The sequence below is a fragment of the Paenibacillus marchantiophytorum genome (assembly GCF_014640555.1).
GTDB lineage: Bacteria > Bacillota > Bacilli > Paenibacillales > NBRC-103111 > Paenibacillus_E > Paenibacillus_E marchantiophytorum.
In genome coordinates this window covers 48,426-61,126 of the sequence record NZ_BMHE01000048.1, presented here as the reverse complement: position 1 = coordinate 61,126, position 12,701 = coordinate 48,426, and the positions used below count along the sequence as shown (strand labels likewise).

The following is a 12,701-nucleotide window of genomic DNA, read 5'->3' as shown; positions in this document are numbered from 1 at the left end:
TGGAATCAGCGTTTAACCAGCGTTATATTACGCAAGAAATTTAATCGCAATACCGAAGGTTACCTCAATGATTTAGAGCAAAAATGGGATTTATTGAACGGTTAGTTAATTATACTGTCGTAGTTTAAAAACTAGCCTGCGGCTAGGTCTTCAAGTCCATGCACCTTCGCAAGCCTCCCTACGAACTCAATAACCTTTATTCGGCCAAAATCGCTCATTCTAAAAATCTAATGAATGCCAGATGCCCTATTTTATGCAAATGATCACCTATCCGCCTAAAATTTGCTCGATAGCGTTAATCCAGTTCATTACATCTCCAAAGTAGCCATTTTCTCGTCTATAAACATCCTACAGTTCATTAGATGCCACTCAAGACCTCAAAAAAAGCGAACACCCCCTTTTGCTTACTCAAAAGGACTGTTCGCTTTTTTGCGGTTGCTGCGACCCCTACGATTGCTCCATCAGATGAAACTTCGGCTCCCAATCCAACAGCTTCTTGGCCTTGGCATTGGAGATTAGGGATGTTCTCCCCTCCAGGGATGAACGTATATCTTTTACTCCGGGGAGGTATTGCGCGACTAAATCTCGGGTAAGCCGATTCGATGAGCTGTCATCCGCTGCAATAATTAAGGCTTCAGCGCCAAGTCCATCGACTTCAATCGCTTTCAAGCACGCAGAGGCTACGTCTCTGGCGTCGATATAAGACCACAAGATCCGCAAACGCGCTTCTGTGTTATCAAAGTTGGCTTTCAGCTCCGCATAGTTCTCAGGAACTAGAATATTCCCCAGACGGAAACTGATGACCTGCATGCCCGTCCGTCGGTGGAAGGCTTGCGCGGTGACCTCATTCACAACTTTGGACAGGCCATAGCTGTCTTCCGGCAATTGCGGATGAGCTTCGTCGATAGGCACATATTGCGGCTCCATGAATTCACTGGCAAAGCAGATGCCGTAAGATGATTCGCTCGATGCCAGAACCACTTTCTTGATTCCCAGGTTGGCTGCCGCCTCCAAAATATTGTAAGTACTCATCACGTTGTTCCGAAAGCAAACGTCATTCGTATGTGTATAGGCTTGTGGAATGGCCGCAAAATGAACAATGCCTGCAACTTCCTGCCGATTCCCGCTGCTAAAAGCCGATAAGGCATTATGAACCTGCCCCAAATCGTTGAGATCCGTAATAATCGTCCGACAGATCGGCTCAGCTGGAGCCTTGACGTCCAAATTAATGACTTCATACTCATTTTCCACAAAATGTTTTAAAATCCACTGGCCCGCTTTACCGCTGCCTCCAGTAACAATGACTCGCGCTTTCCCCATCACCTAATTGCCTCCCTTGAAATGAGCTGCCTATCTGCCTATCTTCTTGTCTTCCCAAGTATAAGGGCAAATAGAAAGCTTGATAAGAACTGAAAAAATGATGCGTTAGTAACATAAAAGTAAGTAAGGTTCTCTCGGCGTTGGCTAAGAGCCTTCCAATATGCTATGTTGGAATAAAGTGTAAGCAAGGGAGAGAACGATATGACGAACATAGCGCCAGAGCTGTCTCATTTTCATCCGATTCTGACAGCATGGTTTTCTTCCCGTTTCGGTGAACCAACCGATGTGCAGAAGCAGGCATGGAATGCGATACGTACCAGGGCGCATACGCTCATATCTTCCCCTACGGGATCAGGTAAAACGTTGGCCGCCTTGCTTCCGGGTATGGACCAAGTTGTGCACACGAAACAAGCGCTTGGCGATGCTTATGTGCCGGGTGTACGCGTCTTGGTGGTCACTCCGCTGAAAGCGCTCAACAACGATATTCATGATCATTTGATCCATTTCACCGGGGAAATTGAAGCGCTGGCCGCTTCTTTGAATCATGAAACTGCTTGGCGCGGACTGCGCGTCGGCGTGCGGACCGGCGATACGCCGCAAAGCACGCGAGCGTCGATGCTGAAGCAGCCGCCAGACCTATTGGTAACAACGCCAGAATCGTTGTACCTGCTGCTCACGTCATCGCGCGCGAGAGATATGCTCAAGAGCGTGGAACAAATCGTCGTCGACGAGATTCACGATCTGGCAGCGGACAAGCGCGGTATGCATTTGTCGCTCACGCTCGAAAGGCTTGGCGCCTGGTGCGGGCGATCCGTCCAGCGGATCGGCGTATCTGCCACGCAGAAGCCGATCCAGCGGGTCGCGCAGTTTCTCGGCGGCTGGGAAGCGGATCAGCCAAGGCAGGTCCGCATTATCGAGAGCAAAGCCGAGAAGCAGTACGCGCTGCAGGTGACGATGCCGGAGCCTGCAAAAGCCGGAGCAGACAAAGAGGCGATATGGACGCCGCTGGTAGAGCGGCTGCTGCAGCTGATGGAAGGCTGCAGCACGGTCCTGATCTTCGCCAACAGCCGCAGGCTTTGCGAACGCATTACCCTGCGACTCAATGACCATGTCGGTCATGAGATCGCGAAGAGCCACCACGGCAGCGTCGCCCGCGAGAAGCGGCTCGAGGTCGAGCGCATGCTCAAGGCCGGCGAGCTTCGCTGCCTGGTTGCCACGTCGTCGCTGGAGCTCGGCATCGACGTCGGTCATGTCGAGCTGGTCATCCAGCTCGACTCTCCCTTCTCCGCTGCCGCAGGCATCCAGCGGATCGGCCGTGCCGGCCACGCCGTCGGCAGCGTCAGCCGGGGCGTGCTGCTGGCGCGCAGCCGCAGCCTGCTGCCGGAGCTCGCCGTGCTCAGCCGGCGGATCGCAGCGCGCGACATCGAGGACATCCGCATTCCGCGGGGCAGTCTCGATGTGCTGGCCCAGCAGCTCGTCGCCATGACGGCGATGGGCGACGAGCTGGATGTGGCGAGGCTGGGGCGCTTGCTGGCGCAGAGCGACTCCTTCCACGAGCTGCCGGAAGAACGCTGGTTGGCGATGCTGGAAGTCCTGTCCGGTCTCTATCCGTTCGTTCGCCCGCTCATCGCGTGGAACCGCGAAACCGGCAGCCTCGAACGGCTCGCCGCCACGCAGATGGCTGCGCTGACCGGAGCAGGCACCATTCCGCAAAGCACGGCCTATCCCGTGCATCACAACGAGACAGGTCTTCATCTTGGAGAACTGGATGAAGAATTCATTCATGAATCGTCCGTAGGAGACGTCTTCCAATTAGGCACAGCATCATGGCGTATCGTGCGCAAGCGCCCGGAGCGCATCTATGTGCAGGAAGCGGAGAATCGCTACAGCGAAATCCCCTTCTGGCGTGGCGAATCCGGTGGGAAATCCTTTGAGCTCGGAGTGCAAACCGGTCACATTTGGCGCGAGCTGCGAGATCGTTTGCAAGTCAAGTCACGCACCGAGGCAGACATTGATGTTCAGAATTGGCTCGAGGAACGCTATTATTTCGACGCCGAAGCCAGTCAATCCCTGATCAGCCTTGTCCGCAATCAACTTGCAGTGAACGCTGTACCCACCGATGCAACGATTGTCATCGAGTCCTTTGTGGATGAGAATAATCAAGCTCATACCATTTTACACAGCCTTTTTGGCCGTAAATTAAATCGCTCTTGGCTCATGGGAATAGAGAAACATCTCAAGCAACAAGGATTAACGGCTATCTACGCCAATGCCAAAGACAATGGTATTGAGCTAATATTCCCTAGTTTCCATGATGCTTTACTACCTGCCATTCTATCTATGACGCCCGAGGAGGCGGAACAATTCGTCATTGAAACAGTTGCCGAGTCCGGCATGTTCGGCGCAGCCTTTCAGCGTTTAGCCGAAACCTCCTTGCTGCTCTCCCGCAGTTTTACGCGCGTTCCGGCTTGGATCAAGCGGCTGCGCGGGCAGGAGCTTATGAAGGAAGCTTTGCCCTTTAAGGAGCGTTTCCCTTTATTCCAAGAGGCGATGCGTGAATGTTTGGAAGATCACGTCGATCTGCCGAATCTGAGGAATACTCTCACAGCTATTCAGACAGGGGATATTCAGATTGCCGTTCATCGCAACCACTTCCCTTCCCCACTTGCCGCCCAGTTCAAATCGGACTACGTGGCGCAAAAAATATATGAATCCGATGCTTTATCGGAGGATTTGCAAGTGGAACTGCTAGGCTTCAGCCGACAAATGGCCGCCGAAATCTTCGGAACGGCCGCCATTCGCAACGTTGTCAGCCCTCAAGCAATCGAAGCTGAGGAACATAAGCTCACGAAGACAGATGAACCGCTCTCCTCTACCGGTGAAGTGCTGCGTTTTCTGAAGGAACGCGGGGATTCCTCGCTTTCCGAACTCGTTAAGGTCAGCGCTCCCGATGAACCTTGGATAGCCGCATGGATCGACGAGCTCTTGCAAGAAGGCAAGATCGCTGCTACTGCTTATTCAAACGAAACCCGCTATCTGTGCAGCGACGAACTGGATTTCTATGGCACACTTTCCGAAGATGCGGTTTCCAGAGCCTTCATCTTTCAACGATTTGCTGATGGGCGACTTTCCTTTACGAAGGATGAACTTGTCTCTCGCTTTGAAATTGAACCTGGCGTAGCAGATCATTGGATACAAGCGGCGCTAGAATCCCAAACGATAGCAGCAGCCCCATTTGCTGAAGCCGATACAGAAGAGTTATGGACCAGCAGCAAGGTGGCCTCGCGCTTAATTCGCATGTCCTTGCAGTCTTATCGCCGAGGTGGCGGAGCCATCTCCCCATCCACTTATTTGGCGCATATGCCGCTCAGGCGCAAGCTCACCGTGCTACCAGAGATATCCGGGATGGAGCAGTTACTTTCGATCATTACGGATTTACAGGGTTTCTTCCTGCCCGTTTCACATTGGGAATCGCTGTTATTCCCGAGTCGTCAACTTTCGTATCGCAAGCAGGATCTGGATACCCTGTGTTCTTCAGGGCAGATTCTATGGATGGGGCGCAAAGAGCCAGATGAAAAGGAAGGCCGGATCGCCTTCTTTCTCTCGGATCATCACGCTTTGCTCGCTCCCTGCCTAGCAGACGTGAATGCCAGACCTGTATCCCAGCCCTATTTACTTCATTTGCTTCAGGAAAAAGGGGCCAGTTTTCTTAGTAAGCTTGGCATCGAAACAGGAAAAACGCCATCTTCTTTATTGGAAGAATTGCTTCAGCTCGTTTGGGACGGACAGGCCGCCAACGACCAATTTGCCCCTCTCCGCTTGCATGCGATGGGCGCTTCCAAGAAACCAGAGAAATTCCAGTCCGGACTAGGTCGCTGGTATGCGCTGCAATCGGTAATCGAACCTGCCTTTGATAAGCAGGCATCTGCTATGCAGTGGACACATCATTTGTTGGAACGTTTTGGACTTGTCACCAAAAGTGTCGTTTCAACCTATTGTCCGTTTCCGTGGGAGTCCATTCAAACTGCGCTGCGTCAATTGGAGGAATGGGGACTAGTCGTTCGGGGACTGTTTATTACGGATTTGCATGCCTTGCAATTTGCCACCAAAGAATTCATCAGCCTTCTGCACCAGCAGCCCGCTGCTTGGGAAAGCCCTGCCAGATTCACCCTGTTAAGCGCTGTAGATCCAGCTAATCCGTATGGACTGCTGCTGGACTGGCCTGCTATGCCTGGCATTTCTTTTTCACGCAAACAAGGCAATTACTTGGCGCTTCAAGGCAGTGAATGGTTATATTGGATTGAAAATAATGGAAAACGAATCTATCATATGCCATCCTCAAGCAGCCCTGTTAGTGAACCTGCCATTGTGGCTCAAGAACTCAAAAGTATGTTCCGTCAGTTCCTCAAGCAGCATCACCTGCGTAAAATCGTGATCGATACGTGGAATGGCGTGCGCATCTCGGAAGCCCCCGAGCAAGCTTACTTGAAACTTCTCGGCGCAGAAAAAGACCGCACCAGCTTCGTCCTTTGGCCAAGCCAACTGAGCTGAGTACGGTCTTAGATACATTCGATTTGCACGGCGCAAATTTTAAATTCCGGCATCCGGCTGGTAGGATCCAAAGCATCATTCGTCAAGACATTGATGGAGTTTTCGTCGCCCCAGTGGAAAGGTACGAATACGGTTCGAGGTTGAATGCCTTCCGTTACCTTCACTTCCAAACACAAGGAACCTCGCCGGCTTGTAATACGGATCTGATTGCCCGTTCCGAGTCCGATTCGTTTCGCCAGCCAAGGGTGAATTTCGGCCACTGGCACTGGAGCCTTCTTGTTCAAAGCATCGGTTCGGCGGGTTTGCGCACCGCTCAAATAATGATTCGCAAGCCGCCCCGTTGTCAGTACATACGGATACTCCGAATCAATCGGTTCGGCCGGCATTTTGGGCTGAATCCCGAACAGCTTGGCTTTCCCATCCGGATGATGGAACCGCTGCTCAAACAAATGCGGAGTCCCTGGATGATTCGGTGAGGGACAAGGCCAGAACAAGCCCTTTTCCTCCTGAAGCCTGCGATACGTTATCCCGCTGTAATCGGCTTTACCACCGGCGGTTGCCGCCGTTAATTCACGAAATACATCCTCAATATCCGTATATTGAAAATAAGCGCCTCGCCCTAACGCTTCTGCCAAGCGGCAAATAATATGGAAGTCGAGCTTACTGTTGCCTGGAAGCTCCAAGGCCTTCTGACGATGGAACACACGACCTTCCAAATTCGTCATGGTCCCCTCAGCTTCGGCAAAGGAAGATCCCGGCAGCAGATAATGCGCATAACGCGCCGTTTCGGTTTCGAACATATCAACTACAACCAGCAAATCGAGCTTTTGAAGAGCCCGCTCCACCATCCGGTTATTCGGACTAGAGACCAGTGGATTCGAACCAAGGACGATCAGCGCCTTGATTTCTCCTTCATCAACCTTTTGCAGCAATTCGTAAGCTGAAACACCTTTGCCAGGCAATTCGTTCGGATCGATGCCCCAAATCTTGGCCACATAACCGCGAGCCGCTGGATCTTCGATCAGGCGGTAGCCGGGAAGCTGATCCGCTTTTTGCCCATGCTCACGTCCGCCTTGGCCGTTCGCTTGGCCTGTAACCGCACCATATCCACAGCCTGGGCGCCCTATTTTGCCAGTTACTAAGGTCAGATTGATGTAATTCAACGTATTTTCCACACCGTTTACTTGCTGTTCCAATCCACGAGCTGTCAGAACAATTCCCGTCTCCGCCTTCGCGAACCCTCTTGCTACTGTGCGGATTACGGCTTGCAGAACACCCGTCAGAGCTTCTACCCTCGCTGGAGTAAATGGCTTTACTGCTTCCTTCACTTGTTCAAAACCGGAAGTTCGCTCTCCGATAAACCGCTGATCGACGAGCTTTTCCTCAATCATCACATGCAGCAAACCATTGATAAAGACAGAATCGAAGCCTGGCTGCAAGCGCACGTGGATATCCGCTACCTTGGATGTCATCGTGTTCCGGGGATCGATTGTCACAATGACGGCGCCTTTTTTCTTCGCTTCCAGCAAATAGGGCATCATCGTCGGTTGGCATTCCGCGATATTCGTGCCTGCCAGAATGATGTACTTGGCATTGGAGATTTCCGTCAGAGGCATCGTCATTCCGCGATCAAGGCCAAAAGCTTGATTGCTGGCTGCCGCTGCTGATGACATACAATATCGACCGTTATAGTCAATATATTTGGAGCGCAATGCAACACGTGTGAATTTGCCAAGCAGATAGCTAACCTCGTTCGTTAGTGACCCACCGCCGTAGACACCGATGGCATCAGGGCCGTATGCCGTTTGCAGCGACTTAATTTTACCCGCAATGTCAGTGAAAGCTTGATCCCATGTTATCTGCTGCCACCGCTGCGAATCATTGCCGATCTTGAAGAAAGGCTCGAGAAGGCGCTCCGAATGGAGCACATGCTCAAGCGCATGCAAACCTTTTTGGCAGAGTCTGCCGGTCGCTACCGGAAAGTTTTGACTAGGTTTAATGCTAAGACCTGACGTTGTTCGTTCACTCGGCACAATCTCCAGTCCACACTGCATGCTGCAGAAGCAGCAATGGGAGGACGGTTGTTGATTCGATAAAGATAATAATGGTGATATGATAACTCCCACCCCCGCAATAATGCTCTCTATAGATGCCTATTGTAATCGTTATTTCATTAACTAGCCATTTCTTCTGCTGTCGGGAAGCCAATGTAGACCATGCCATCCTCAATCTTCGTTGAATAGGTTTTTACACAGCCCGTATCAGGAGCCTGAACAAGTCCCGAAGGAAGATGAATTTTGCGGTCATGCATCGGGCAAAATATGTGATCGTCACACACGATTCCTTCGGCCAAAACGCCCTCTTTATGAGGACAGCGGTTCTGGATCGCTTGGAGTTTGCCGCTTTTCATTCTGAACAGCGCAACTTCTTCGCCTTGATAACGAATTGTTTTTCCCGTATTGATCGCCAAATCCTCATAAGATACGGCCTGCACCCATATCATTTGCTCATCTTGTTTTTTCATATTCCGACTCCTCCCGACCCTCGTCTATTTCTACAGCTCTACAACTTCATATAGATCGCGTTGAATTTTTTTGCTATCGATCGCCTGTCTCCACGGATCTTGCGTCACGGAAAGCGCAAGGTCCATACGAGCGCATAATTGCTTGCGTTCCTCCTCATTCTCAACCACATCACGGATATGTTCGACCCCTAATCGATGCACCCACTCACTGGTACGTTCGCCATATTTGCCTGTTTCACGATAATATTGCAGGTAAGCTTCTGTATACGCGATAATTTCTTGCTCAGTTTTCACGGTTGTCAACAGATCGCCGACGCGCACTTTCACTCCGCCATTGCCTCCGGCATACAGCTCCCAGCCGCCATCTACAGAAACAACACCCAAATCTTTGATCCCTGATTCCGCGCAATTGCGAGGACACCCAGACACAGCTAACTTCACTTTGGCCGGTGTGTTCAATCGCTCAAACCGTTTCTCCAACTCTATGCCAACAGCCATCGCATCACCTGTCCCGAATCGGCAGAACCTTTCACCTACGCAGGTCTTCACTGTGCGCAAGGCTTTCCCGTAGGCATAACCGGATGGCATATCCAACGCTTCCCACATGGCAGTCAAATCTTCTTTCTTCACGCCAAGCAAATCAAGACGTTGACCGCCTGTGAATTTCACGGTAGGAACCTTGAATTGCTCCGCGACTTCCGCAATCCGTTTCAATTCGGTTGGATTGGTGACTCCGCCATAAATCCGTGGAACAACCGAATACGTGCCATCTTTTTGGATATTGGCGTGCATTCGCTCATTGACGAATCTTGAAGTACTGTCATCCTGATAGGTGGAAGGGCTCACCATGCCCAAATAGTAGTTAAGTGCTGGGCGGCACTTGGAACAGCCCTCTTCATTATGCCAGCTAAGCACGTTCATCACTTCACGCACATGGGATAATCCTTTTTCCCGGATCGCTTCAACAACTTCATCACGGGAATGATCCGTACAGCCGCAGATCGATTCTTTAACGGCATTTTTATCATAGGACGCCCCCAATGTGAAAGCGAGCAGGTCACTGACGAGCGGCTTGCAACCGCCGCATGAACGGGATGCTGTCGTACAGTTTTTCACTTCATCGACCGTCGTCAGGCCTTGTTCCTTAATAGCTGAGCAGATCGTGCCTTTGGTTACACCGTTGCAACCACAAATGATGGCGTCCTCTTTCATCTCCGCAACCCCAGAAGCCATACTGCCTCCGCTCGAGGAATCCGTTAAAATCGACGTCTTGGCCATAGCGCTGACATCGGTTTCCTCCCTAATCATTTGCATCAGCCGCGTACCGTCCGCCGTGTCTCCGAAGAGTACGGCTCCGATGATTTTGTTGTCTTGAATCACAACCTTTTTATAAACACCTGTGAATTCATCATGGATACGAATCGCTTTGGTGCCTTCCGCATCAACGAACTTCCCGCCCGAAAATACGTCAACACCGGAAACTTTCAACTTCGTATATAAAATGGAACCTTCATACGGACCAGTTTCTACGCCTGCCAAATGTTTAGCGAGCACCGCACCTTGCTCATACAGCGGCGCTACTAAGCCATAAGCGATTCCTCTGTGCATCGCGCATTCGCCTACGGCATACACATTGGGCACACTGGTTTGCAAATAGTCATTGACAACGATTCCCGGATTGCATTCCACACCGGAATTTCTGGCCAGTTCAACGTTGGGACGGATACCGACCGCCATCACAATGAGATCCGCTTCGGCAACCGTGCCATCTTTAAATTTCAAACCGGTTACCCGCGTGTCGCCAACGATCTCAGCCGATTGCTTGGCTAATAGGAAGTTAATGCCTTGTTCCTCAAGTGCTGCTTGCAGCATTTTGGAAGCTGTTCGGTCCAGTTGACGTTCCATAATCGTATCCACGATATGCACGACATCGACCTGCATGCCTAAGTTCAGAAAGCCACGGGCTGCTTCTAATCCAAGCAAACCGCCGCCGATGACGATGGCTTTTTTATACTTTTTCGCGGACTCCATCATGATTTCGCAATCGCGGATGGTCCGGTACGCCATGACCCCTTCTTTATCCGCACCAGGCATTGGGATCATAAAAGGATTGGAACCTGTTGCCAAAATCAATTTATCGTAAGAAACCGTTAGGCCTCTGTCACTCGTTACCGTTTGCGCGGTTGTGTCGATCTGTGTAATCGTTTGGTTCGTATGCAGCGTTATATGGTTATTCGTATACCATTCGTAAGGATGGATGACGATATCTTCTACTTTGGAATCACCGGAAAGTACGTACGACAACAAAATTCGGTTATAGTTCGGATGCGGCTCGCTCCCAAAAATCGTAACCTCATATTTATCAGGCGTAAGTTTCAACAAGTGCTCAACCGCATTAACGCCTGCCATCCCATTGCCGACCAAAACCAACTTCTCTTTTTGGGTCATAACCATCTTCCTCTCCTCTATGTCTATGCGGTAAAAAAGGCTACCAAAGACGATTAGTCGTAAACGTCTTTGCCCATGCAGCCTGAGCTTGCAAGCTGCATGAGCAAACACTTTTACCATGATGCCGCTAGCCTCTATAGGGCCAGCGGCTTGTATCCGCTACTTAAGCATGCAGGCTATCCAGCGATGCAGGTGCTGCTTTTACTTTGCCGCCTTCACCAATCCACGTCCGTTTCCATTGTCCTTGCACGACTGCAATCAATAAGATACAAACAACTGCAATCCCACTTAAAATAAGAAACCCTGGTGTGAAAGAACCAGTAGACAATTTCAAATTACCAAGAATTTTCGGCAGGAAGTAACCGCCGAGACCGCCCGCCGCACCTACGATTCCAGTTACAACACCGATTTCGTTGCTAAAGCGCTGTGGTACGAGTTGGAACACCGAGCCGTTCCCCATCCCGAACGCCATCATGGCAACGAAGAGCATAACGGTTGTGAGCGAAAGGGCAGGGAGTGTAGAAATGCCAGCCATCATTAAAGCCACAATGCCGTATAGAACCATCAGCATACGAATTCCGCCGATCTTATCCGCGAGCCATCCGCCTACAGGGCGGAAGAAACTTCCTCCGATGACACATAGCGTTGTAAAATCTGCAGCCCGAATCGGGGAGAGCCCGTATTGTGTATTAAAGAAGATCGTTAAATACGTAGCCATTCCTACAAAACCACCGAACGTTACACTATACAGAATACAAAACAACCAAGAATCCTTTTGCTTCAATACTTTGCTATACTCAGCGATGGTCTTGGGCGCTGGCTTATTCGGGCTGTCCTTAGCCAGAATGCTGAAAACAATCAGTGTCAACGCAATTGGAATCATCGCAAGACCGAGTACAACATGCCAGTCCCCATAGTGCTGAGCAAGCCGGTTTGCGAACAAGGTTGCGAAGATGGTTCCGCTGTTGCCAGCTCCTGCAATGCCCATCGCTAAGCCTTGATACTGCGGCGGATACCAACTGCTGGCTAGTGGCAGCGCGGCTGCAAAGCTGGCGCCTGCAATACCGAGCATCAAAGCGACGAAATACATATCCCCCATCGAGTTGGCGAATTGCCAGCCCCAGAACAGCGGTACAAGAGTTAAGCTAAGCCCGATTTGCCCCGTTAGTTTGGGGCCAATTTTATCTGTCAGTACACCTAATACTAATCGAAGAACCGCACCACCCAGTGTCGGCAAAGCTACCAGATTGGCTTTTTGAGCGGCATCGAGATGAAAATCATTAGCAAGAATAACCGCAAGCGGGCCAAGAAGCACCCAAACCATGAAACTCATGTCAAAATACAAGAATGAACTAAATAACGACCCTTTGTGTCCTACTTGCAAAAAGCTCTTCTGATCAACCATGAAATCCCTCTCCTTTTGCGAGGCTTTTCGCCTTCTTTTTTGTACCTACCTTAGTGTAGTTGATAAGGCTATGACAGGAAAGGCCGAAAAACAATCCGCTGCCAATATGCTGGATGTTTTTCGGCCTCATTGCCACTGCTGTCACATCATCGTAAACAGCATGTTAGATTATTTAGTTGTAAGAACATAAAAAGCCTATCCAGTTACATAGTTGTAAGGGGATAGGCGCCATTGCCATCGTTGTGCTGCTCAGTGGCACATCATTGTGCCGATTTCTAACTTGATTATAGTACGGCGCCCCTTTTATGTCAATAAACATAACACAAAAATTTTGTTAATAAGAAAAATTCTATCATATCGACAAATTTCAATGTCATATGCTATAGTAATGCCGTATAATCTTTCACTCACCAATCAAACCTAACATGAACTTACCATAAGTGAAAAGCTAAT

At 50.3% G+C, this 12,701-nt stretch carries 6 protein-coding genes; 1 reads left to right on the top strand and 5 read right to left on the bottom strand.

The features are described from left to right. Positions 1–447 precede the first annotated feature (447 nt). Positions 448–1,320, bottom strand: a complete 873-nt coding sequence (locus tag IEY34_RS29395) for an NAD-dependent epimerase/dehydratase family protein (protein ID WP_189018782.1) — start codon at positions 1,318–1,320, stop codon at positions 448–450. Positions 1,321–1,521: 201 nt separating this feature from the next. Between IEY34_RS29395 and IEY34_RS29390 the strand changes: the two genes are divergently transcribed. Beyond that, complete coding sequence (locus IEY34_RS29390; RefSeq protein ID WP_189018780.1) at positions 1,522–5,871, top strand: DEAD/DEAH box helicase; 4,350 nt, start codon at positions 1,522–1,524, stop codon at positions 5,869–5,871. Positions 5,872–5,879: 8 nt separating this feature from the next. On the opposite strand, the gene IEY34_RS29385 is transcribed toward IEY34_RS29390, so the two are convergent. The 4 genes from IEY34_RS29385 to IEY34_RS29370 form a co-directional block, all read right to left on the bottom strand. Beyond that, positions 5,880–7,997: a molybdopterin oxidoreductase family protein gene (locus IEY34_RS29385; RefSeq protein ID WP_268240197.1), complete on the bottom strand. Its 2,118-nt coding sequence runs from the start codon at positions 7,995–7,997 to the stop codon at positions 5,880–5,882. Positions 7,998–8,044: 47 nt separating this feature from the next. Then, entirely contained in the window at positions 8,045–8,395 is a 351-nt protein-coding gene (nirD, locus tag IEY34_RS29380; protein WP_189018774.1) for a nitrite reductase small subunit NirD, read from the bottom strand. Positions 8,396–8,425: 30 nt separating this feature from the next. Then, positions 8,426–10,849, bottom strand: coding sequence for a nitrite reductase large subunit NirB (nirB, locus tag IEY34_RS29375; RefSeq protein WP_308423065.1), 2,424 nt, complete (start codon positions 10,847–10,849; stop codon positions 8,426–8,428). Between the two features lie 157 nt (positions 10,850–11,006). Continuing rightward, entirely contained in the window at positions 11,007–12,248 is a 1,242-nt protein-coding gene (locus IEY34_RS29370) for a nitrate/nitrite transporter (RefSeq protein WP_189018772.1), read from the bottom strand. Between the last annotated feature and the right edge of the window lie 453 nt (positions 12,249–12,701).